The organism is Paenibacillus taihuensis, assembly GCF_003386535.1.
Classification (GTDB): domain Bacteria; phylum Bacillota; class Bacilli; order Paenibacillales; family Paenibacillaceae; genus Paenibacillus_Z; species Paenibacillus_Z taihuensis.
In genome coordinates this window covers 21,830-46,798 of the sequence record NZ_QTTN01000038.1, presented here as the reverse complement: position 1 = coordinate 46,798, position 24,969 = coordinate 21,830, and the positions used below count along the sequence as shown (strand labels likewise).

General features: G+C 52.3%; 19 protein-coding genes. 18 read left to right on the top strand and 1 reads right to left on the bottom strand.

Annotated elements, in window-relative coordinates; translation table 11 throughout:
- Positions 1-16: 16 nt before the first annotated feature.
- The 15 genes from A8990_RS24515 to A8990_RS24445 all read left to right on the top strand — a co-directional run bounded on the left by A8990_RS24515 (position 17) and on the right by A8990_RS24445 (position 22,241).
- A complete protein-coding gene (locus A8990_RS24515) occupies positions 17-919 on the top strand; it encodes an ABC transporter permease subunit (protein ID WP_116191672.1) in 903 nt (300 codons plus the stop codon).
- Positions 916-1,815, top strand: a complete 900-nt coding sequence (locus A8990_RS24510; RefSeq protein WP_116191671.1) for a carbohydrate ABC transporter permease — start codon at positions 916-918, stop codon at positions 1,813-1,815. Before A8990_RS24515 ends, A8990_RS24510 begins: the two co-directional genes overlap by 4 nt.
- A gap of 74 nt (positions 1,816-1,889) precedes the next feature.
- Positions 1,890-3,758 carry a type 2 periplasmic-binding domain-containing protein gene (locus A8990_RS24505; protein ID WP_116191670.1) on the top strand — a complete coding sequence of 623 codons (1,869 nt, stop codon included), beginning with the start codon at positions 1,890-1,892 and terminating at the stop codon, positions 3,756-3,758.
- A gap of 79 nt (positions 3,759-3,837) precedes the next feature.
- Positions 3,838-5,853, top strand: coding sequence for a hypothetical protein (locus tag A8990_RS24500; protein ID WP_116191669.1), 2,016 nt, complete (start codon positions 3,838-3,840; stop codon positions 5,851-5,853).
- Between the two features lie 2 nt (positions 5,854-5,855).
- Entirely contained in the window at positions 5,856-7,991 is a 2,136-nt protein-coding gene (locus tag A8990_RS24495) for an alpha-galactosidase (RefSeq protein ID WP_181909763.1), read from the top strand.
- A gap of 17 nt (positions 7,992-8,008) precedes the next feature.
- On the top strand, positions 8,009-9,703 hold the full coding sequence (locus tag A8990_RS24490) for an SGNH/GDSL hydrolase family protein (RefSeq protein WP_116191667.1): 1,695 nt from the start codon (positions 8,009-8,011) through the stop codon (positions 9,701-9,703).
- Positions 9,704-9,722: 19 nt separating this feature from the next.
- Complete coding sequence (locus tag A8990_RS24485; RefSeq protein ID WP_116191666.1) at positions 9,723-11,279, top strand: glycoside hydrolase family 32 protein; 1,557 nt, start codon at positions 9,723-9,725, stop codon at positions 11,277-11,279.
- A 24-nt stretch (positions 11,280-11,303) separates the two neighbouring features.
- Complete coding sequence (locus A8990_RS24480; protein ID WP_116191665.1) at positions 11,304-12,719, top strand: sialate O-acetylesterase; 1,416 nt, start codon at positions 11,304-11,306, stop codon at positions 12,717-12,719.
- A 29-nt stretch (positions 12,720-12,748) separates the two neighbouring features.
- Complete coding sequence (locus A8990_RS24475; protein ID WP_116191664.1) at positions 12,749-14,359, top strand: hypothetical protein; 1,611 nt, start codon at positions 12,749-12,751, stop codon at positions 14,357-14,359.
- Between the two features lies 1 nt (position 14,360).
- Positions 14,361-15,401: a zinc-dependent alcohol dehydrogenase gene (locus A8990_RS24470; protein WP_116191663.1), complete on the top strand. Its 1,041-nt coding sequence runs from the start codon at positions 14,361-14,363 to the stop codon at positions 15,399-15,401.
- Positions 15,398-16,558, top strand: coding sequence for a mandelate racemase/muconate lactonizing enzyme family protein (locus A8990_RS24465; RefSeq protein ID WP_116191662.1), 1,161 nt, complete (start codon positions 15,398-15,400; stop codon positions 16,556-16,558). Before A8990_RS24470 ends, A8990_RS24465 begins: the two co-directional genes overlap by 4 nt.
- A 20-nt stretch (positions 16,559-16,578) precedes the next feature.
- Entirely contained in the window at positions 16,579-17,280 is a 702-nt protein-coding gene (locus A8990_RS24460; RefSeq protein ID WP_116191661.1) for a PIG-L deacetylase family protein, read from the top strand.
- Between the two features lie 14 nt (positions 17,281-17,294).
- On the top strand, positions 17,295-20,450 hold the full coding sequence (locus A8990_RS24455) for an alpha-L-rhamnosidase (protein WP_181909762.1): 3,156 nt from the start codon (positions 17,295-17,297) through the stop codon (positions 20,448-20,450).
- Between the two features lie 21 nt (positions 20,451-20,471).
- Entirely contained in the window at positions 20,472-21,530 is a 1,059-nt protein-coding gene (locus A8990_RS24450; protein WP_181909761.1) for an SGNH/GDSL hydrolase family protein, read from the top strand.
- Between the two features lie 6 nt (positions 21,531-21,536).
- Positions 21,537-22,241, top strand: coding sequence for a PIG-L deacetylase family protein (locus A8990_RS24445; RefSeq protein ID WP_116191658.1), 705 nt, complete (start codon positions 21,537-21,539; stop codon positions 22,239-22,241).
- Between the two features lie 83 nt (positions 22,242-22,324).
- Here A8990_RS24445 and A8990_RS24440 read toward each other — a convergent pair whose 3' ends face one another.
- A complete protein-coding gene (locus A8990_RS24440; protein ID WP_147306861.1) occupies positions 22,325-22,840 on the bottom strand; it encodes a CBO0543 family protein in 516 nt (171 codons plus the stop codon).
- Positions 22,841-23,264: 424 nt separating this feature from the next.
- Between A8990_RS24440 and A8990_RS24430 the strand changes: the two genes are divergently transcribed.
- From A8990_RS24430 to A8990_RS24420, 3 genes are all read left to right on the top strand, one after another.
- Positions 23,265-23,489 carry a helix-turn-helix transcriptional regulator gene (locus A8990_RS24430; protein ID WP_116191655.1) on the top strand — a complete coding sequence of 75 codons (225 nt, stop codon included), beginning with the start codon at positions 23,265-23,267 and terminating at the stop codon, positions 23,487-23,489.
- Positions 23,479-24,237, top strand: coding sequence for a DUF3169 family protein (locus A8990_RS24425; protein ID WP_181909760.1), 759 nt, complete (start codon positions 23,479-23,481; stop codon positions 24,235-24,237). Before A8990_RS24430 ends, A8990_RS24425 begins: the two co-directional genes overlap by 11 nt.
- A 146-nt stretch (positions 24,238-24,383) precedes the next feature.
- Entirely contained in the window at positions 24,384-24,833 is a 450-nt protein-coding gene (locus A8990_RS24420; protein WP_181909759.1) for a MarR family winged helix-turn-helix transcriptional regulator, read from the top strand.
- Positions 24,834-24,969 lie beyond the last annotated feature (136 nt).

Below are 24,969 nucleotides of genomic sequence, written 5' to 3'. Positions count from 1 at the left end.
CAAGGAGAACTATCAAATGACCTTTAGGAAAAATAAAACGGGATGGAGATATTTCTTAATCGCCATGCCGTTCATGCTCTATGTCATTGCTTTCTACTTCGTCCCGTTATTCGGTTGGATCTATTCCTTCTATAACTACAATCCGGCTCTCAGCTTCTCGCAGCTGCAATTCGCAGGCTTCGATAATTTCCTCAAAATCTACAACGAATGGAGCGAAATCTATCGGGTTCTCAAGAACACGCTGGCGATGAGTTTCCTCTCGATCTTGGTGACGCCGCTGCCTCTGATCGCAGCCATCATGCTGAACGAAATCAAGCATGGCAAATTCAAGCGGTTCATACAGACGGTAACTACGCTGCCGAATTTCATTAGCTGGATCGTCGTATTCGCATTAACGTTCGCCGTCTTCTCGAACGATGGTCTCTATTATACCTTGCTCCGAAACTTGCATCTCGACGTACCTGTCATCGGAATCATGGGCAATAACGGCGCGACTTGGTTTTTCCAGCTTGGACTTTCCGTGTGGAAGAGCATCGGATGGACGATGATCATCTATATCGCCGCCATCGCCGGGATCGACAACGAGCAATACGAGGCCGCCCGTATCGACGGCGCTGGTAAATTCGGATTAATGCGTCATATCACGATTCCGGGGCTGGCGCCGACCTTTCTCGTACTCCTCTTGCTGCAAATCAGCAATTTGCTGAATAACGGATTCGATCAATACTTCGTCTTCTATAACTCGCTCGTCGCGGATAAAATCGAGGTTCTCGACTTCTATATCTACAAGGTTGGCTGGCTGGTCAGCGATTACTCTTACGCGACCGTTCTCGGAATGGTGAAATCTCTGCTAGGTATCGCGCTGTTGTTCGCGGTTAACTATCTCTCCAGGAAAACGAAGGGAGAGTCGATTCTATGATAAGCAATGGGCGCAGTTCTTTGGCTGAACGATTGTTCGACGTGTTCAACTACGTATTCATGGCCTTGTTCTCCTTAGTGTGCATCTATCCGTTCTACTACGTGCTGATCTATTCAATCAGCGATCCGCGACTCGCTTCGAAGGGCATTTATTTCTGGCCTGCTCATTTCGATTTCGACAGTTATATCAAAGTCCTTAGCCTCAATACGATTCCGCACGCCTTCCTGATCTCCGTGGAGAAGACGCTTATCTTCACCGTATTATGCGTCTACTTCTCGGCGATGCTTGCCTTTCTCTTCACGAAACGTGTTATGCCCCTTCGCAAAACGATGTATCGCATCGTCATTTCGTCCATGTATCTGAATTCCGGATTGATCCCGTGGTATATCACGATGAAGACGTACGGCTTGCGAGATTCCTTCCTGCTCTATGTCCTCCCAGGAATCATCAACGCCTTCTATATCATTCTCATCAAGACTTACATTGAACAAATGCCAGCTTCGTTAGAAGAGTCAGCGGAAATAGATGGGGCGGGATTCCTGACGATCTTCAATCGAATCATATTCCCATTATCCAAACCCATTGTCGCAACAGTCGCCGTTTATGCCTCTGTAGGCTGCTGGAATACTTGGATTGATAATTATCTGCTCGTCGATAACGAGAAGCTGCAAACCATTCAAGTCATCTTATTCGCTTATCTGAACGAAGCGCAGGGGATGGCGACCGATCTTACGCAGATGGTGACGAACGCCAATTCAGGCAGGCAGCTTCAGCTATCGCCGGAGACGATTAAGATGAGCATCACCGTCATATCGGTGCTCCCGATCATACTCGTGTACCCATTTTTGCAGAAAAATTTTATCAAAGGAATTATGCTTGGCGCGGTAAAAGGTTGAAGCAGATATGATGGTTTTTCTAGGGGACCATGTATCGATAGAAGCACGCTAACGATTAATAGGGAGGGTATTCCATGTCAATCTTGAAAAAAAGAACGAGTTGGATTGCGATCATGGTCATTATGACGCTTCTCGCATTATCGGCCTGTTCCGGTAATAAAGAAGAAAACAATACCTCTTCATCCAAGGCAAATGATTCGACCAACACGACAAACACGGCGGGCACGTCGAATTCAACCGATACGTCAGACGCGAACAAGGCGCCTGCTGCGAACAATTCGACGGGCACGACCGAGAACACAGCTGCCGACTCGGACGGCTATCCCGTGCTTCCGAGAGATCCCATTACTTTACGAGTATTCATCGGCGGAGCGGATACGGACAAGGGGATATGGAACACAACGATCGCTCAAGAGATTAAGAAGAAGCTCGGCATCACGCTCGACTTCATCACGGGCGACGACGTGAAAGCGAAAACGATGATCGCCGGCGGCGACTTGCCCGACGTCATCATGACAGTCGGATCGGTATCGGCTCTGGTCAATTCGATGATTCAAGGCGGCCAGGTCATTCCACTCGATGACTTGATCGATAAATACGGTCCGAACATTAAGAAGTACACGCCTGGCGCCCTGGAAATTATGAAGAAAGTCGCGAGCAACAACACAGGCAAAGTCTATTTCCTGCCGGTCCGGGTAAGTAAAGCGAACGACGCGAGCATGGCCAAAGACGGCTTCGTCGGATTCTATACGAGATGGGATCTGTACAAGGGCGTCGGCGCTCCCGCCATGAATAACGAAGATGATTTCCTGAAGGTCAATAAAGAAATGCAGGATAAATATCCAACGACGAAGGACGGCAAGAAGACATATGCCTTCTCCGCATGGGGAGGAGAGCTGTTCCCTTACATCATCTCGTATCCGCATGCGATGGGATGGAGCAACTGGCTTTCGGATACCTCTTTGAACGCGACGACCGGCGACGTTTCGTACAATTTCACCGAGAAAGACGGCGTATTCTGGAAGGGCATCAAGTTCTTCAATAAAGCTTACCGCATGGGCATCTTCGACCCAGAGGGCATTACGCAGAAGATCGACCAATATATCGCCAAGCTCAACTCCGGCCAAGTATTCAACTCGGCTGCAAGCTTCTGGATGGGCGGCAACGAATTGATTCAGAACACCGGTAACGATAACGCGCAGTTGCTGCAATTGCCTGGTCCGTTTCCTGGCTATCTGTACCTGTACCCGATTGAAAATCCGGGCGGGAACAGTCTATCGCCAGCCCATGCGATTACAAAGGCGAATAAATATCCGGAACGCACGATGGAATTGTTCAATTACCTGAGCGGAACAGAAGGCGGAAGGCTGCTTTATACAGGGGTAAAAGGCGTCGATTGGGACGTTGTGGACGGCAAGCCGAAGCTGATCGGCAAGATGGCGAATCCTTCCGATCCGGGTTATGCCGATTATCTGAAGAGCGTGGGCACGGAGAAGCTGAATCGCTTGGCTGGTCTGATCGAGAGCTACCCAGCGGAAGACGGGTATCCGCTCGATTTGAAGATCAACATCGACCCGGCTACCGTAACGAAAGCCGAGAAGGAACTCGCTCAACAGTTCGGAGCTGATTTGTACCCAGGACAGGTGTACGACAAGCTGGTTAAAGAGGGCAAAGGGATCGTCAACACGACGTACTTCCCGTTCACCGCATTCGTCAAGCAGCCTTCCGAACAGACGGCTCAGACGCTCGTCAAGGCAGAACAATACTTCATGGCGAACGTCGCGAAGTACATTATGGCGAAGGACGACGCCGCATTCGATGCCGCGCAGCAGAAAGCGATCGACGACTTCAACGCGATGGGCGTCGACAAAGCGTACGATGAATTCCGCAAGCTGATCGATGACGCCAAAGAGTTCGCGAAGACGGTCAAATTGGATCAATAATCAAACCGGCTGGACTGGAAACTTGAGAAGGGACTGCCTTAGGGGGTCCCTTTTCAATTAAAGAAAAGGTGGCTCCCTGATGAAATTATCGTTTCGCATCGGCGTTTCCCGCTATGAGAGAGAAGATCAGTTCGAAGAACTGCTCACGTTTCTGCTGAGGCATAGAGAAATTGTGGATGAACTGACCCTCTTCACAGAGTACTGGCATTACGGTTACTTCCCGTTGGACGACTTCGCGAAGCGATGCGACATCTTGAAGAACCGTATGGAACGCCTTCGCTCGCACGGTTTCCGAAACGTAGGCATTAACATGCTGAGCACGCTCGGCCATATGCCTGAAGCCTGGGATTGGCTGCCCGAACTGCCTTATCAAGGCGCTGTCGGCTGGGACGGTAAGGTCGCCACAAGCACCTTCTGTCCGAATTCCCCGGAGTTCCGCACGTATATTGCCCTCAAATACACGATGGCCGCACTCGCGGAACCGGAGTTTATATGGCTCGACGACGATCTGCGCATGTTCGGCATTGGCGTTGATTATGCCTGCTTCTGTGATACTTGCATCGGAATTTATAACGCCAAGCATCAGACCGCCTATACGAGAGAAGCGCTGATTGGCGAGCTGAATTCCCCTGCAGGCGAGCCGTTTCGAGAAAACTGGGTTCAGCAGAATATCGAAACGATTGAGAACTTACTTCTTCATATCGCGGAAGCGGTCCGATTAGTAGATCCTCGAATTGAGCTCGGGTTAATGACGGTCAGCCTTAATATCTCGACTTATACTGGCGCGGATTACGAGAGATGGTTCGCAGCGCTCCGTTCTGTGAAAGGCAGACCGGGAGGCGGATTCTTCGACGACGCCAAGCCGTTCGGGTTCATCCGCAAGGCGCATGAAGTCAACCGGCAAATTGCCCATTACCCCGAAGCGGTGAAGGACATTCAATACGAATTGGAAAATTTCCCGTACCACCGGCTGTCCAAATCTGTTCATATCGCGATGCTGGAGTGCACGGCCGCGTTCGTTTCCGGTACCCACGGGATCGCATTCAACGCGCTGAAGGGAGAAGAGGGCTCGCTTGCGGAGTTCCACGAGATCATGGACGCAATCGCAGCGAATAAGCCGTTATGGTCAGAAATGGATCGCATTGCCGGGAATTACAGCAGTCTTGGGCTTTACCCGGCGTTATCTCCGTTGTATGAGGCGCGCAGAAGCGTGGACGGCGGTAATTGGTTCGAGCCCATTTCCGTCGATAACGCGCCGAATGTATACGTGCTTAGCGAGATTGGAATCCCGCTAAGCATGGACGTAGACCAGGCATGCGCGATCGTTCTAAGCGGCATGATGGCGGAAGGATATACGACCGAGGAATTAATGGCGATGCTGAGCCGTGGTGTGCTGATGGATGGCAAGACCGTGGAGATACTGACTGCGCGAGGGCTGGGCGAGTATTGCGGAGTCGCAATAGAGAGAACGTACGACAACGGGGTGCTCGAGCGCTTTACAGACGATCCGATTAATACTGGCTTTGCCGGGGAAAACAGGGATGCCCGCAATTCGATGAGCAGGGAACCCGGGTACGTGTTGAAACCGCTTCACGATGAAGTCCGAGTACTCGACCGTTTAGTGAGCTATACGAAGGAAGATGTCGGACCGGCTTCGACGCTCTACGAGAATGCGCTAGGCGGCAGAGTCGCCGTTCAAGGATATGTTCCATGGCAGTTGATCCACTCCGGGATCAAACGAACGCAGTTGTTGCGGATTTGCGATTGGCTCAGCTATGACCGACTGCCTGTGGTCATCGACCGATGTCTGAAGGTCGTACCATTCATCAAGCAAGCGGAGGAAGCAAACGGTTGGTTCCTCATGCTGTTCAATGGATCATTCGACGAGACCGGTTCCTTCGAAGCGAAGCTGCGAATTGGAGCAAGATCGGACAAAGCCAAGTGGACTATTTATGAACTGTTGGCAGACGGAACCAGCATTCCGTTGCCAGAAACGGCAATAGAAAGCTCCGAAGGGGAAGTCGTTCTGCGTCTCGACCATCTTAGGATTTGGAAATTTAGAATATTCTACCAAATAGGAGAGAGGAGGTTATGAGAATGCCGGTTCAACCTAATGTCGTATTCGCGGATTTGGAGAAGAAACGGTTTCAGTACGGATCGGACCTCTCGATTTATACGGAGACGCTCGCAGACGGCAGACTGCTCGTTTCGGGGTTTCAAGATAACGGCATCACCATTTACGAATTAAGCGATGTGTTGGATAAGCCGTCATTCGATCTCGTGGTGGACGGCGATACTCTCAATTTCGGTTGGGAATTCGCGGACTTCAACTCTCATGAAGACGAGATCGGTAACATGCATGGAACGTTGACGCTGAAAAATACGATAAAGCCGATCCTACTTAAAATGGTGACGAGCTGCTGCGGGTTCGGATTCTTCAAACGATTCATAGAAATCACGAATTTATCGGATGAAGCGACAATAGGACTTACGAGCATGACCCCTCTGAAGGGCTGTATCTGGAGTATCAACGACAATTTGGCAGATAATCTGAAAGACTATTCGGTATCGCCTTATTCGGTTGGACGATTCAAAGATTTGTACTGGTCGCACGAAGGGAATTTCGATTGGCAGGACATTCCCCTAAACACCGGCATCTTCTTCCAATCGACGTTCGGCATGAGCGGGCATAGCAGCCCGTTCTTCATCCTGCGCAACAATCTGAACGGCGGCTACTTCGTCTGTCAGATGGGATGGTCTTCCAACTGGAAAACGGCTTTCTTCGCGGATTACTTTAACGATGGACGGCTGCAGATGAAGGTGAGCTTGAATTTCGAGATGATGCCGGTTACGCCGGCTCCGGCGAGACTCATCGCGCCGGGAGAAACGATTCGAACGCCTGTCGTCCATTTCGGGATGAGTCATGTTGATTTGGATACGGCGATTCAGAACCTTCATTCGCATCTGCGGAAGAGCGTTCTGCGACAAGTCGGCGACGGCTTGCAGCCGGTCATCTATAACCAGGCGGGTTATATGCAGCCGGGTTATAAACAGCCGCAGATGAGCGAGGAAGGATTGAAGCGGGAAGCGGATATCGCCGCGGCATTAGGCGCGGAGCTCCTGATGGTGGATGCGGGATGGTACGGAAAGAACGGCCAAGAGGGCACGGATTGGGGAAATACGACGGGAGATTGGCATGCTGCGGATGGCCTTCCGAACGACTTGTTTCCCGTCTTCGACTATGCGCGGTCGAAGGGCTTGAAGGTCGGTTTGTGGGTGGAAGCGGAAACGGCGGGTTCCAAATCGAAGCTCGCCGAAGAGCATCCGGATTGGTTCCTCCATAAATTCGGCAGCAAGTTCGATCGCGTTCTTGATTTGGCGAAGCCGGAGGTCAAAGCTTTCGTCGAGTCGGAAATCGTCCGTCTCGTAGAGAAGTATAACTTGGATATGTTCCGTTTGGATTACAATTCAAGCTCGAACGACGGCGGCTTTAATGTCCACGATGGACGGCACGAGAACACGCATTGGAAGCATGTGGAAGCCATCTACGACATATTCGAGCGCGTTGGTAAACGGTTCCCGAACCTGCAGCTGGAGAACTGCGCGAGCGGTGGAGGACGGACGGATGTCGGTATCGTCAGCCGCTTTACGACGACCTGGGTTTCCGACTGGTTCAAAATGCCGCGTACGGTTCGCATTCTGAATGGCATGAGCATGGCGCTGCCGCCTGAATATATCAATCGGTCGACGGGAGTCGAGAGCTCGTACGCCGGAAATCTCGATACGCAGATGCATGTGATTATCATGGGACACCCGACTTTGTTCGGAATTACGCCTTCCTTGGAGCAAGCGAATCCGGCCATTATGGAGACAACCCGGAAGTTTATTGAAATCTACAAAACTTTCATTCGGACTTTCCATCGAACGGCGAAAGTGTATCATCATACCCCGGTTATCCCCGGTGCTGATGGCACAGGATGGGCAGCGCTGGAGTATGTATCCGAGGACCGGAAGAAGGCTGTCGCAGCTGTATTCCGGCTCATGAACGCGGAAGAAAACATGTATACGCTGAAGTTCAGAGGACTGAATAAGAACGCGCATTACCGCGTGACCGTGGAGCCGGAAGGCAGCGAATTCACGCTTCAAGGCTATGCGTTGTCGCGCACAGGACTCGAGATCAAGCTGGATACGGCTTTAACTTCGCAGCTCATTATGCTGACGGAAACGGAATAGGGCATGGAGGGATGTCTATGAAACCAAGCTGCTCGGGACTTGCGGTCGTATCAACGAAGCCGGCTTCCATGAACGTCATCGTGGAGCCCGGGTGGTTGAATACGGGAACTCGTACGATTGAGCTGCGAGAGCCCGTCACTATCGCGATTCGCAAGGCTGGCCAGAGGCCGTATAGGAATCAAATCTATCGCATCCAAGGCGAAGGCGCCGCTTCCCCTAGCGGATGGAATGGGGAGGACATTCGCGGCAGCGGCGGGATGCCCTATCAGAGAATGGTACCGGGATCATTGCAGGTGTATTCCAAGGATAGAAGAAAACGCTATCTCGCAGATACGGACTATACGCATGACAGCTATTGGGGGTCAATCAAACGTCATCCCCAAGGGGAGATTGAGGCGGGGCAAGAACTGTCCCTGGATTACGCGGTCTGGCTATGTCGATACGATGCTATCGTCCTGCAGGATGATGGAACAATCCGGGTCGCCGAAGGCGATTGCGAAGCGCCGGAATCGCGCGAGCTTCTGCTTCCCGAGCCGCCGTGTGTCTCAGAAGGATACGTGCTCGCGCATGTGTTTACCGGCTGGGGGCAAGAGCGAGTATACGGCGGCGGGAGCTTCGTTTCGTCGGTGAACCAATTAGCGCGATCGACATCCGTTTCGTCTACGGTTCCGCGGCTGATTGGCCGGTACGAGGACATGGAGGAACGCGAATATGTGGTTGAAGTGACGGTGGACGAGGTCGAGAACGAGAACGAGGAGGGTTCCTATCCCAGGAGAACTTATTACGTGCGGATCGCCGCGACAGGCTCAGATTACGGCATGAACGATAGATTGACGATGGATACGCTGCGATGGACAGAGCGTGTGCCTCTGCCGCGCGATCAGAACCTGCCGCTGCTGCTGCAATCCGCCTATCGATTCCCGGTGAACTGGGGACTTGAGCTCGATTTTTCGCCATCGTGGCAGGTTGGAGGAGGTCGAAACCTTCCTGGGGAGTACAGGGTTCAAGCTTATCCAGAAATGATTTTCGACAGAAGAGCCGCACTCAGCGGCAGCGACCCGGTATCATGCATCCCATTGGAGCAGCGCGAGCATCTGAACGGCTTCAGAGAGAAGCTCGCCTCAGGAGATGCCCAAGTCAGAATCGCTTTATTCGGCGCGAGTAACGCGCGCTCCGGCTTATGGCCGTATCACGTGATCAAGAGCTTAAGGACCTCGTATCCGCAAACCAGAATCTCAACTTCCTCCATTACCTATGGCGGAGAAGAGATGCGCCATGGCAGGCACCGCTTCCACGGCGAGGTGTTGCCTGGCGCGCCAGACCTGATTATCATGGAGTATTTTATCAACGATGTGTGTCACGGCGACCCGAAGGAGACCGAACAGGCTGCCCGCTTTATTTTGCAAAGTATTCAGGACGAGGGCACTCCTTGCATTCTCCTTACGAACAACGGAGCGAATCCACAGTTCTCGAGACACGCGTCTTCCGCAAACTTCCAAGCTTATCATGACCTATACCGCAGGATGGCGGCCGAATACGGTGTCGCTTTCGTCGGAGGATACTCGTATTTCAGCAAGCTGCACGAGTACGGGAAGTATTTCATCACGGAGCTGAAGGGCAACATGATCAACCATCCGTACGGGTATACCGATCGGAACTGGGGGCTGTTCGATCCGGTGTTCAGCGATGCGATCTTAAGAATGATCAAGTAAAGGGAGCGAGCCAAAAATCATGGAGAACGAGAAGATCCAAGAGGCGATTCGCACAACGAGGGAGTTCAGAATGAAACTGCTGGATGACCGCCATCGTCCGGGCTATCATTTCGCGATGCCCGAAGGGCTCGGCATTCCAGGCGATCCGAACGGTGCCTTCTACGCGAATGGCCGCTATCATCTGATGTATCTCTATGCGCATAGCGGCAGCTCCTTTCATTGGGGGCACATATCGAGCCATAACTTGGTGCATTGGCGATATCACATGGATGCCCTGATTGTGAGTAACGGAGATAACGGAGCCTTCAGCGGCGGCGCCTTCGTCGATGATGACGGTACGGCATATCTCTCCTATTCGAGCTTGGCGACGAGTCTCGAAACGATGGCCGGAGGAGGCGTCGGCATCGCGAAGAGCACGGACAGACACTACGACAAGTGGGAGAAGTTCGATAAGCTAGCTCTGCAAAGCACGGTCAACGGGATTACGGAAGCGATCGGTCCGGATGGTGAAACGCTGTATGTAGGCTGCTGCGATCCGAGCAATATATGGAAGCAAGACGGCGTCTATTACATGCAGACAGGCAATCTTTGCGTATTGGGCAAGTACGGGAGGGCCGCAGATTCTCCGCTCGAAGCCAGAGGGGACTGGACAGATCTGTTCCAATCGACGGACCTCGAAACATGGACCTACGTCGACCGGTTCTATGAACGGGATCGCTCCAACAAGTGGACCGAGGAAAGCGAGGACGATATGTGCGCGAGCTTCTTTCCTCTACCGGTATCCAAACAGGGCGGAGCATCAAGCGGGAAGCATCTGCAGCTGTTCATCTCGCATAACAAAGGCTGCCAATATTATATTGGCGAATATCGTGGCGGGCGCTTGCTGCTGGAATCCCACGGACGCATGACATGGGCGGACACTACTTACTGTGCTCCCGAAGCGCTGATGGATGATAAAGGTCGGCAAATTATGTGGGCTTGGCTCGTGGATAATCTGGACGACGAGCTCCAATACGGCTGGTCCGGCGTGTACAGCTTGCCGAGAACGTTGTGGCTGGGCGATGACGACACGCTGCGAATGGCGCCTGTCGATGAACTTGCTCTGCTGAGATACAACGAGAGGAGCTTTCCCTCAATCGTTGTGCCTGCCGGGGAAAGGCTGGAGCTTACGAATATCAACGGGGAATCCTCCGAAATCAAATTAGAGATCGCGCCGGGATCGGCTCGCAAAGTGGGATTGAAGGTGCGCGCCTCTGAGGACGAAGAGGAAGTTACGCTGCTCTATTATGATGCCGATACGGATGAACTGGTGTTCGATTCGACGAAGAGCGGAGCCGGCGGCAGGAGAATCAGAGAAGCAGCGCCTTTTCGCTTGCACGGGCTGGAGAAGCTGGAGTTGACGATCTTCCTCGACAAATCCGTCATCGAAATTTTTGCGTGTGAGCGACAGGGCATCGCAAGACGCGTGTATCCGGGGAGATTGGACAGCACAGGCGTGTACCTCTTCTGTGAAGGCGGCGACGCGGCGTTCGATTCGATCCGCGTTTGGGAAATGATGCCTTCGAATCCGTATTAATTAAGGGGGTTAAACATTAATCAGATGAATAATCTGCAAGATTTGAAGATTATCGAGCCAGTGCCGCATCAGGTTTTTCAAAGAGAAGAACTGGACGAAGCTGTCATCCCGATCAAGCTGGTATTAACAGGCGTACTACCCGCAAGCTCGAGCAGCCGCGTGGAAGGGAGAATCGTCGGAACAAGCTCGGTTGGAGCATGGAAACCACTTGGCCCAATCGAAGGCGATTCGTTCTCCGGTTCATTGACGAACGTGCCCGTAGGGGAGCACCTCGTAGAAGTTCGAATCGTATCGTGGACCGACGACGCCGAACTAGCGAGATGCTACGTGACACCGGTATTCGTGGGGGATCTGTGGATTCTGGCAGGCCAATCGAATATGGACGGCGTAGGCAAGCTTGGCCAAATCCAGCTTCCAGAAACCGGAATCAGCTGCTTCTACCTCGGCGACCGATGGGAGATCGCGACCGATCCGCTTTGCTGGCTGCTTGAATCGGTCGACCCTATTAATCGGGAGGTGCCGGAGGCTGAGTTGTCCCAAGCCATTCTCGAACAAAGGCAATTTCGCCAGCATGGGGCGGGTTTAGGCATTCCGTTCGCCAAGGAGGTCAGAAAGCACGTCAACGTGCCGATCGGCCTTATCGTATGCTCCCATTCCGGGACCAGCATGGCGCATTGGGATTACCGGCTTGCCGATAAGGGAGGCCGCTCCTTCTACGGGGCGATGCTGCGCAGAGTGAATAAGCTGGGCGGCAAGGTCAAAGGCTGCCTGTGGTATCAAGGCGAGAGTGACACTAACGCTGAAACGGCACCGCAATATTACGAAACGATGGTTGCCTGGGTAGCCGCCCTGCGCAAAGACCTGAACGACCCGCAGCTGCCTTTTATCTTTGCGCAGCTATCCGTGTTTTACGTCCTCGAGCCGGATGCAAGATGGCCGGATTCTGCGTTGTGGAACCGCGTGCAGGCGGATCAACTGGCACTGGAGCACGCCTTGCCTTTCACGGCGATGGTCCCGACGATTGATGCAGGTTTGGCGGACATCATACATTTGGATACGGAGTCGCTTCAGCAGGTCGGGCAAAGAATGGCGTGGCAAGCTTTGCGCATCGCCTATGGAAATCCGATTGCGGAATCCGGTCCGCGACCGGACGTGATTCGTTGGAACGAGGAACGCACGGAGCTAACGATAGCCCTGACTGGAATTAATGGCCGATTGACAGAGGTTGGCCGCGTGTGCGGGTTTCGAGTGGAGAAAGAGAATCAGAGATTGCCGTTAACGGCTGAATTGACCGAAGAACGGCGGCGAATCCGATTGCGCTTCGAGCAATCCGTTCCAGCCGACAGTTGGCTATCGCATGGAGCCGGCTTCAATCCCGTCGTCAACGTGAAAGATGAATTCGGAATCCCGCTTGTCGTGTTCGGCCCGGTTCCCGTTTAAAGAAACCAACGTGTGAAGGGAGCATAGAGATGAAGCTGAACTATAGCATGGAGCATAAGCCGCTGCTGGACGTTTCATCGCGAGATCGGTTGATTGAACTGATGAAAGACGCGGGAATCGAAAAAATCTGGATCGCAGGCTTCTTTTCCGGAAAAATGATCGATATCGAGGAGCTCAAGCAAGCGAAGGCTTTCGCGGAGCGACACGGTCTCGAGGTCGGAGCGGTCACCATTCCGGTCGGCCATCCAGGCAACGCGCTCAATCCGGACGATCCGGATATCGAGCACTTGGAACTGCCGAAGCATTGGCATTATCGCATCGACAAATTCGGTGAAACCGTCTATTACTGCGGGGCGATCGATGAAAGCTTGATCGAAGATAACGGCAAGGCGGCCACTCTCTTGAAGGAAGCTGGCTTCAAGGAAGTGTTTCTCGACGACGATCTGAGAGCGGGCAACTATAATCCGGACATCGAAGGCTGTTATTGCGACGACTGCGTAGCCGAATTCAATCGAATTTATAATCGTGAAACGACAAGGGAAACGCTTCGGGACGCGACGGTGGATAAGCGGGATGCGGACTTGATGCTGGATTGGGTCGCGTTCCAATGCGATAAAGTGACGGACGTGGTGAAGGCGACGGACATCGACGGGGTACGGCCGGGCATTATGGTCATGCATTACGGCGACGAACGGCATGGAATCGACGTGCCTTCCATCCGCGAACGAGTACCGAATACGATTTTCCGGGTCGGGGAGCTGCACTTCAATGACGTAAGCTTCGGAAACCCGAACGGCAAAGCGCAAGAACTTATGGGTATCCTCTATCATCTGAATTTTATGACCGGCACGGAAGCTTATAGCGAATCTACCATTTTCCCGCCACGATCGTTAAAGGAGCACAATCTGGTCTATAAAGCGAAGCTGGCGATTACAGCCGGCATCGAAAATGTTCTCTTCATGAGCGGCACCTGGCTGCTGGAGGAGAGCTACTGGAGAGCATTGGCGGCAGCGCGGCCGACCTTGGAGGCGCTCGACCAAGCTTGCTCGAATTCCACTCGCAAATACCCTGTGCACCTTGCTTATGGTACAAACGGCGCTTTCGCGGAAGCCTTCGTCCCTTCAACGCTGCCCCTATTGGCGGGATTGCCCGTGAAGCCGGTCCGCGCGGATCAATTCAGCGACGACGGAGAGGTGCTGTTGTTCTTCGGAGACTATCAATTAAGCGACAAATGGCAAGAGAGGCTTTCGAGCTATAGGAGGGTCATATTCGACCGTAAGGCGGCTTCGAAGAACATAGATCTCCTCGGAAAACTGCAATCATCCGTCTCTCTTCTTGTTTTCTGGGATCTCGATGCGGATAGAAACAACGTCGTTGAAGGAACCGAGCGGCTTCGGGAGCTGGCAAAGCTGGATGCGTGGACTTTTCCTTGGATCGCTGAAGGCGAAAATATCGGAATCACGTGGCTTGGAGCTAACGATGGTGGCAAAACGGTTCTAATGAATCTAGCAGCTACCGAGACGGCAGGCGTTCTGAATTGGGAGGGAGACCGTTATCCCGTTCGGCTGAAGCCGCTGTCATTCGCGATCATCGACCGGACGGGAAGTTTCGTAGAGTTCGAGACAAAGGTCGTGACTTAAGATGAGAAACGAAATTTGGGAATGGACGGGGTTTAACGCCATGGAACCGCGGGTCGCAGAGCGCGGAGATGTTGGCGACGGTCAAGTCGAGGTGCGTATCCGGGCAATCGGCATTTGCGGGACGGATCTGCACATTATGAGCGGTCACGCGAATTTCGCTGAGCCGCCGCTTCCCCTCGGACATGAATTGGCAGGCGTCGTGGAGCGCATCGGTGCGGGCGTTACTTCCTGGAGGATTGGCGACCGCGTTTGCATCGATCCGTTAACAGGCTGCGGCAAATGCGGAGAGTGCCTGTCCGGCAACAAGCATCGCTGCCCCGATTCCGGAGAATTCGGACTCCAATATCCAGGGGGCTGGCAGCAGTATATGATCGTACCGTCGGCGAACGTGTACGGGTTGCCGGATTCGATCAGCTTCGCGGAAGCCACGCAAGCGGAGACGCTCCATTGTTGTTTGGGCGGAATCGATAAATTGAACATTCGCATCGGCGAGCATGCGGCAGTCGTTGGCGATGGACCGACAGGCTTGTATTTCGTGCAGCTGCTGAAGGCAGCTGGCGCCGGCAAAGTAAGCCTCATCGGCATGAGGGAGAGCCGTCTCCAACTGGGGCTTGCGCTCGGTGCGGACGAAGCGGTGAATGTAAGCGGCGCTTCAATGCAAGCGCCTGATGCGGAATCGCAAGACATCGTCATCGACGCGGCCGGCTCAGAGTCATCGCTTGCCTTGTGCGTCAATCTTCTGAAGAGGGGCGGGCGGCTGCTCTTGTTCGGCTTACCCGGCAAGCCGATCTCGGCGGACGTGCAAACCGTAGTATTGAAGGAATTGAGCTTGCTTGGCACAACGAATGCACCTCGCGTGTGGCCGCGGGTCATCCGAATGATGGCTTCCGGACAAGTGCAAGTAAAACCGCTGCTTACGCACACCTATCGGTTCGAAGAGATGGATCAGGCGATCGAATTCGCTCGGAGCCAATCGGATGAAGCCGTCAAGATCATCGTTTCGCTAGAAGAAGATCAAGAAGATGAGGGGGGACCGCGATGAGAATTACAGCCGTACGTACGAAACCGATTAAGATCCCTTTTTACAAAGGAGAGAAATGGTCTGGAGGGACCAGGTACAGCGCGCCTTCGCTCATTATTCAAATCGAAACGGACGAAGGCTTGATCGGCATCGGCGAATCGGTAGGACCGACCATTCCCGTGATCCAAACCGTGGTAGACAAGGAATTCGCCCCGTTCGTTATCGGACGCGATCCGATGGAACTGGAATCCATACTCCACCGGCTGGAGGAATATTGCGTCAATTGGAAGCAGATCGGCTATTACGGCATGGCGGGCATCGAGATGGCTCTGCTTGATATGAGAGGAAAAATATTGAACACGCCCGTGTACAATTTGCTCGGCGGAAAGGTGAAGCAGGAGGTCGCGTTCGCCGGCTACATCTTTATCGATGCGCCTGAAGCGAATGCGGAGGAGGCTCGTAAATTCGCCGCCGCAGGGTATACCGAATTGAAGTTGAAGGTCGGACGGGACATCGCTCTGGATGCGGCTAGGGTCAAAGCCGTCCGCGAAGCGGTAGGTCCGGCGATGAAGATCCGTATCGACGCGAACCAGAACTGGAGCGTACCAACCGCCATCAAGGCGATTCGCTCCATGGAGAAATATGATCTGCAAATGGTCGAGCAGCCGACCCGCTACGACGATGTGGACGGCATGGCCGCCGTCGCGCGCGCGGTCGACGTGCCGATCATCGCCGATGAAGGGTGCGCTACCTACGAGGATGCGCTGCGATTGATCGACAAGCGAGCATGCGCTTGCTTTCTCGTCTACCCGTCAGAAGCAGGCGGCATCTTGAAGGCGAAGCAAATCGTCGACCTCGCCAATCATGCCGGCATTTGGTGCGTGACCGGAAGCTGGGCCGAGACCGGCATCGGGACGCTCGGCAACGTGCATCTCGTCGCCTCCTCGCGGAATTTCCCGTTCGCGAACGATACGCACCTGAACTTCATGACTGGCGATTTGCTGCGCGAGCAATTGGCGTTCCGCCAAGGCAGCATCCAAGTGCCGGATCGCCCTGGCTTCGGCATCGATCTGGATATCGCGAAACTCGAATTGTACGGAACGGATTTCGAACGGGAAATGGTATTTTACGATCCGAAAGATCCGCAGTTCCAGCCGCGGATCGGCCAGATTTTGTAGGAGCATAGGAGGGGAACTTCATGCGAGTACTGGCGATTGGCGCTCACCCGGACGACGTGGAAATTCTGTGCGGCGGCACACTGGCGAAATACGCTGCCCGCGGCGACCACGTGACAATTATGGTCGCGACGAACGGCAACGTTGGCTCCAAGGCGCTCAGCAAAGATGAAATCGCGGCTGTGCGTAAGCGCGAAGCGGAAGCCTCGGCCGAGTTGATCGGCGCCGATTTCATCTGGCTGAATTATGACGACGAGTTTTTGTTCCACGACCGCGAATCCAGAATGACGTTCATTAACGCGATTCGCAAGGCGAATCCCGACGTGATGTTCGTGCACAGCGGCAACGATTATCATCCCGATCATCGGATTTGCTCCGAAATCGCCGTCGATTGCCGTATTCCGGTCACCGTCCCGCTGATTAAGACCGCATATCCGCATATGGAGAAGATTCCGCATGTGTTTCTAATGGACACGATCGGCGGCGTCGGCTTCGAGCCCGAGGCGTATGTGAACATCACCAATACGTTCGATATGAAAGCGCGAATGCTCGAGTGCCACGATAGTCAGAATTCCTGGCTGAAATACATGTATGGAACGGGAGTGGTGGAGAATGCCGCGAAAACCTCCGCATTCCGAGGCGCAGCTCCCGGTTTCAAATACGCCGAAGGCTTCCGTAGCCTGCCCCTGTATCCAATACCTGGCGGTCTCCATTTGCTTCCATGAGGGGGAAACCGAGTATGTTCGGAAGTATTCAGCCTTACGATTTGAGAACCGATAATGCCGCTGAGCCGCTGGGAATCGGCAGCCTCCAGCCACTATTCAGCTGGAAACTGAACGCCTCCTTGCGCGCGCAGCGTCAATCCGCCTATCGGATTATCGTCGGAACGAACGAAGAACGGTTGAGATACGACCTCGGCCCTTTCTGCTGGGACTCAGACAAGGTCAAGTCGGATGAAACCTTGCAAATTCGTTATGGCGGCAGCCCCTTGGCATCCGGCCAGCATTACTATTGGAAGGTTATCGTCTGGGACGGTGAAGGGAATGCCGCCGCGGAGTGGAGCCCCGTCGCCTGGTTCGAGACGGGGCTGCTCCATTCCGAGGATTGGCAAGGAGAATGGATCGGCGGCAACACAAGGACGAACCCACTCGATGGAGGCACATGGATCGGTCAGCCGTTCGCGCTTCCAGTGGGCGAAACGCCTGCCAGAAGCATCTACTACCGCAAAGTGCTGCACTTGTCCGCTGATCATAAGGCGGTGAGGCAGGCTCTTTTTTACGGTACTTGTGGCACGCCTTTCATCGTCTACGTGAACGGAAGCACGATCGCGAAGCTGAACGTGCGGTGGAAGCAGGATTATACTTCTCCTTTCGTCTATATCGATTTTACGCCTAAGCTACTAGACGGAGCGAACTGTTTGGCTTGCGAGGCCGAAAATACGGCTTCACCTTACGCAGGATTTATTGGCAGATTCGAGCTGCATTACGAAGACGGCACATATGAAATCGTAGACACGGACAGCACCTGGTCTGTTTCGAATCGGGCTATTGACGGTTGGAAGCTTGCCGACTCCATTGATTTCGACGCGCAGTCCGCGGTCATACTTGCATCCTACGGCGATGCGCCTTGGGGCTGCATTCGGCGCAGAGGTCCAGCCCCCTTGCTGCGCAAGGAGTTTCGTATTGCCAAGGAAGTGCTGCATGCCCGTCTGCATATCGCTTGCCTCGGTTATTTCGAAGCGACACTGAACGGACAGCGCGTAGGCAATGAACTTCTTCAGCCCGACTACACCCACTTTCCGAAACGGACCTACTCGGTGACACTCGATTGCGACGGCTTGTTGGAGCTCGGAGACAACTGCATCGGGTTAGAGCTGGGCAGAGGGCACTACGCGTACGGGAAGGATTGGATCGGAGATAATTTCAGCCAAGAAGAGCCGACTACCGGGACGATCGAGCCAAAAGCTATCGCTCAGTTGCGACTCTCGTACACGGACGGAACGGAAGAGACAATCGCCACGGACGCGACTTGGCTTACGGCAGACGGTCCGACACTCGACGACAATGTCTGGTACGGAGATAAATACGATGCTCGCCTCGAGCAACGCGGATGGAACAGGGCCGGATATCCGGTAGAAGAATGGGCTCAAGTTCGACGCTTAACGCCGTACACAGGCGCGATCGAAGCAACGGTTTCTCCGCCGATCCGAATTGTCGATACGATCCCGTGTGCCTATATTTCCAATCCGAAGCCAAACACCTATATCTACGACGCCGGAAAAATCACGGCCGGATGGGCGAGGATAACGAGCGCTGCACCTACGGGCACGAGCGTAAAGCTCATCTATGGCGAGAAGCTGCGCGCGGACGGCGTGCTCGACATTTGGAAAGACGGGTATGACCATCAGTTTTGGGAGAATGCCCAAGAGGATGTCTACGTCGCCAAAGGAGAAGGTACCGAGTGTTGGGAGCCCAAATTCAGCTATAAAGGGTTTCGTTACGTTCAGGTCGAGAGTGCGGTACAGCCCGTTCAGTTGGAAGCGCGCATCTTTCACAATGACTTGGATAAGATCGGCGAATTCGAATGCTCGAACCCTCTGTTCAATCGGATCGATCAAGTCATGACGAACACGATGCTGAACAATTTCCATAGCATTCCTACGGACACACCTTTTCACGAGAAAAGAGGCTGGACGGGCGACGGGCATCTGATCGCCGATTGCGCATCGATGAGCTTCGATATGTCGTCGTTCTATGCCAAGTGGGTTCAGGATATTGCAGATTCTCAGCAGGAATCGGGTGGAATCGCCCATACGTGCCCGGGTCCGTTTCTATACTTGGATCCAACACCTGCGTGGATGAGTGCTTTCATCATCATACCATGGGCTCTATTCGAATATTACGGAGATCGCGAAACCCTACGCGAGCATTACGCGGAGATGAAACGTTACCTCCAATTCGAGCTCGACCGTTTGTTCGACGGTGTAAGCTCCGACAAGAGCTACGCGGACTGGGCCGTTCCCGGGCCATTCATCGGTCCAGAAGGAGGAAGCTTGCTGGCAACAGCTTACGTGTTCCGCTGCTGTACGCTGATGTCACGAATCGCCGGAGTTTTGGGTCATGAATCGGATGTCGAATCTTTCACAGCGGCAGAGGAGCGCCTCAAAGCAGCGATAAATGCGAAGTTTTATGATCGCGAACAGCAGGTGTACCATACCGAGATCGAAGCAGGCTACAGACAAACGTCCAATGTTCTTGCGGTCGCATTCGGGATAACGCCGGTAGAGGACATCCCAGCCGTGATCGACAATTTGGCGCAGGATGTGATGCTGCGGAAGGCAGGCCATTTGAATACGGGCTGTTTTGGCACCAAATATTTGGCCCCTGTATTGACCGAGAACGGTAAAGGAGACGTCGCTTATACGATCGCAACGCAGGAAACGTATCCGAGCTGGGGCTATTGCCTCGCGCGAGGAGCGACCGCCTTCTGGGAGTCGTGGGAAGAGGAGACCCGTTCATTCGACCACTTCTTTCTAGGTACGATCGACGATTGGTTCTATCGTCATTTGGCAGGCATCCAAGTAGGAGAGAATGGCTATAAGACTAGCGCGATCAAACCTTATCCGATCGAGGGACTTAACAGTGCAAGTGCGACAATCGATACGGTCCGCGGACCGATCGGCTCGGCATGGGAGCGAACCGCCGACGGGATTAGGCTGACAGTCACGATACCGGTCAATGCTTCGGCAACCCTATACGTCCCGAAGCTAGGAGCACGGAAGCTGCTGGAAAGCGGCATCGACGTATCTGCCGTGGAAGGTGTCGCCTTCGCAGGGGACGATCCGGAATATTGGGTTCTTCGCGTTGGCTCCGGAACCTATCAATTCGAATCCTAACGAGAAGGAGGTATGAGGCAAATGGACAACGAGGTCGAAATCAAGGAGCGCTTGAAATGGCTTTCTCCATTGGAAGCGCCATTTCGGCTGTCCGGGTTCGCCTGGGGAACGTATGGCGGCAAGTATCGCAGACTTCCCGTCGTCGAACCGGGAGTGCTTCGGCAAGCAGTCGACGAACTGGCGAATAACACCGCAGGCGGTCAAATTCGATTCCGGACGAATGCGACGAAGTTAGCCATTCAGGCCAAGCTATACGCGTCGAATACCGCAGAACATATTCCGGCGACCGCCGTGAACGGCTTCGATTGCTACTTAGGCGATCATGCCTCTCAGCTGTATTACGGAACGACGCGATTCCCTTATGATGCGGACCATTACGAGTATGTCTTCTACGAAGATTTAACCTCTGAGATGCGCGGAGTCACACTTCATTTCCCTCTATTTCAAGGCGTGCATGAGGTACAGATCGGCGTGAACGCGGATGCCGTCATCGAAGAGCCATTCGCTTATGATTCTGACGGAAAGGTGATCGTATACGGAACATCAATTACACAAGGCGGCTGCGCTTCCCGTCCCGGCATGGCGTACTCCAATATTTTAAGCCGCAGATTCAACCTCGAGTTCATCAATTTGGGCTTCTCCGGAAACGGTCAAGGAGATCCTGAAGTCGCCACATTCATTAATGACATTAATTATCCGAACGTCGTGGTGCTGGACTACGATACGAATTGCCCGACACCGCAGAAATTGAAGGATACGATGCCAGAATTCATTCGCATCATTCGCGGTAAGCATCCGAAAGTTCCGATCATCGTCGTTTCTCGCATCCCGTTCGGGTTCGAGCATGCCAAGAGATCTTCCTATCACGACAGAATCGAGCGGATGACCTTCCAACGAGAGCTCGTGGACACGCTTCGAAGCCAAGACGACGGGTTCATTCACTTCTGCGATGGAGCCGATTTACTGGGAGATATCTGGAACGAATGCACGGTTGACGGCATTCATCATACCGATCTGGGCTTCATGCAGCTCGCGAACGGATTGACGTCGATCCTGCAAAACATACTGAAAGGCAGATGATCCAAGATGAACATACTAGCTATCGGCGCGCACCCCGACGATATTGAAGTGTTTTGCGCGGGGACGCTGCTGAAATACAAACAGCAGGGACATAACATCTTCATCGCGTTGACCACGAGCGGAAATATCGGTTCGAACGAGTACGAGAGCAGGGAAGCGATCGCGCAGCAGAGGGAGCAAGAGCAGCTGGAAGCCGTGAAGGTGATGGGGGCGCAAGTCCGGTTTATGAGATTCGACGATCAGGGCTTGCAGGACACGCCGGAAACAAGAAGAGCCGTCATCAATGCCATACGCTGGGCGAATCCAGACGTAATCTTAGCCAATTATCCGCTCGATCCGAGTACAGACCATGCCATAACCGGAAAAATCGTGAGCGAAGTCATGCTGTCCATTCCTGGGAGGCTGATTCCGGCAGACGAACCGCCAATTTCCAAAAACCCATCACTCTTCTTCTATGGGACGCCAGTGGGAATCGATTTTATGCCGGAGGTTTACGTAGATATCACCGATTTCTACGAGCAGAAGAGGGAGGCACTAACCAAGCATACAAGCCAGTATACCTGGATGGACGTCTATCAGACGCATGGGCTGCTCGATATTTTGGAGATTACCGACAAATTCAGAGGGCTTCAAGCAGGGTTCGTCTATGCCGAAGCTTTTCGCTCATTCCGGATTCACGGCTATATGCCCAATTTCAAATTGCTCCCTTAGAGGGATACATGAAGAAAGCTGCGACGCCTGCAGGCTCGCAGCTTTCTAAGTTTATGTAACTTTATAATCCTCCGGGTCTGGACTCACCTTTCTTTACCCCCTGCGTGTTTTACTGCTCTCGTCATTAGAGACTCCACAAGCCATTTCACCAGTATGGCTTTAGCAATATAGATCGGGAATGAATAATAATACTCCCAATGATTCAACTCGTAGATATCCAGCCAGACAAAGAGCGGTTCTCCAAGAAACGAAAAAACAGCGCCGGTGATCGTAACAGCAATTAGGAATGACCGCCAATTCCTGAAATACTGAAACAGCAGCATATGTGCTACAGGAAGAAATGAGAAATCTACCGGATATAAACCGGGAAGAATTCGAATAAGCTGGGTCGGATATGACCACAATCCAAACGATATCCCAATCTCGTCCAACATTATGATAAGGATACTCATGAATAGTCCATAAACCAAAATGACTGCAATTCGACTCTTGTCCACCAGTTTCCACCATATCATCCATGGGGCGATTAAGGTCATAAGCAGCACCCACCAAGGAAATGTGAACAAATCATGCTTAAGCCAGTAATGAATGTTTAACATCGTGAGTACTTCCTCAAGATGCCTTATTGCATCACTCGTTGACAGTTGCATAGTTCTTCCTCTCATAAGGGGACTGCCCTCAGCGTGGAGCAATCCCATATTTCACTTTCAGTCCTTAACAAATCGCTCTTCCAAAACTCCACAACCGTCTTCGGCGTCTTCGACTCGTATCTCCATGGAAATGGTCTTCTCGAATAAGCTTAATAGGTCATTTGCAGGCGGTGTCGTTGAAGCCATTGCATCACCTTTTTCTAGTAGCATGACCTTATCGTTTCCAGATATCAGGCTCATGATGTAACTTGCATAGGTTCATAAATGATCGCGAAATTCGCGGTTATTTTTGTGTCTATTTTTATAGTCATTTTGTTTATGATAATATACATTATGACAATAATTATGTATAATTCCAAGTGGAGGTGATGAGGTGGGTGAATTACACAATCGAGTTCGAGAGCTGAGGGCCCGCGATCGACTGTCCCAGAGCGAACTCGCCCAATTAATCGGCGCATCCAGACAAACGATTGCCTTGATCGAAAGAGGGGATTACGCACCTTCGATCGTCATGTGTTTGAAGATCGCTGCTGTCTTTAAGGAGCAAGTGGAGGCTATATTTTACCTGGAAGGGGATGGGGAGAACGATGAACAATAAATCGAAAAAAATTTCTGTGCCGTACTTGTTATTCATGATGGCCATTGGAGGGATCTGCGGATTCCTCCTGACTAGCGATTCGATTCCGCATCCGGACCATTTAACGTTTAAACCGAGTATCGTGTACGATTACGATGTTATATTCGGAGTTATCGGATTAGCCTGTTTCATTTTCTCGATGTGGAGCATCGTTGGAATTGTGCAGCTATCTTCTATGAGAAATGATGAATCCAATATGGCGGAAGATGAAACGCCTGCAAGCGAGCGTGCGATTGGTTCTTTTATTCAGATCAGCGTTTACAATGTAATTATAGCCTTCGTCTGGTTCGCGCTTGGCTTTGCTTATTTCGCAAGCCGGGAAGCACGGGATAATGATCAAGAAGCCTTCCTGATCGCCAATGTGCTAAGTTCCGTTGTTTTCGTCGTATTAGCAGTCATCCTGCAGGCCATCATCCTTCGGCATTACAACAAGCTGTTTCCGGATCGCTCGATTAATTTGCGTTCAAGATCTGCTCAGCGCGAGCTGTTCGACAAACTGGATGAAGCCGAGCGGTTCACGGTCTATCGGTCTGCTTACAGTTCCTTTAAGGCTGTCAATCATATGATCACTGGCGGCATTCTGTTCTTCATTCTCTATTCCTTCTTGTTTGAATTTACACCGCTGCCTATCATCGCCCTGGCCATCATCGCGATCGTTCAGAAGGCCGTATACTATCGCGAAGCAAATAAGAGCAATTTGGGTAGGTAAATGGAAGAATGATTTAAAGTCGCATAATTGCGGCTTTTTTTTTATTAATCTTGCCACTTGCTTTTACGGGCATATAAGACTAAAATATGTTTTATCAAGTTGAATTGCAGCAAACAATAACGATACGGTTAAGGGAGGTGAACGTAATGGCCAATGACATTAATATAGCTGCAATATGTAATTGTACCAAGATAAGACGTGCTCAGCGGCATATTACACGTCTTTATGATACTTGTTTGGCTGAATCCGGCGCAGGAGTCCGGGCTACCCAATTCGCAATCTTAGGATTACTTAAGCGCGAGGGACCGAAGACCATGATGGAGCTTGCTAATATGATGACAATGGATCGAGCAACAATTGGCCATAACCTCCGGCCATTAGAGCGTGACGGGCTGGTACGTATTGAGGTTAGTCAATCCGATCGTCGAGCTCGCATCGTCTCGGTTACCGATGAAGGGAAGAAGCGGATTGAAATCGGAAGAAGCGGATGGGAGCGAGCTCAAACCGAATTCGAAGGTCTGCTTGGTCATGAACAAGCCCAATCCATGAGGAACATGATGGATGAGGTAATCGGCCTTTCCTTTAGCATTAATTGAAGGAGGCGTTTCAAACATCAACGGTGAGTAACGCGCAGAAATAATCATTTTGCTCACCGTCGTTTTTTTTTGATAAATAGGGGCATATAAGACAAAATGTCTTTTAAAATGCTGGGCATAATAACTCAATCATGAA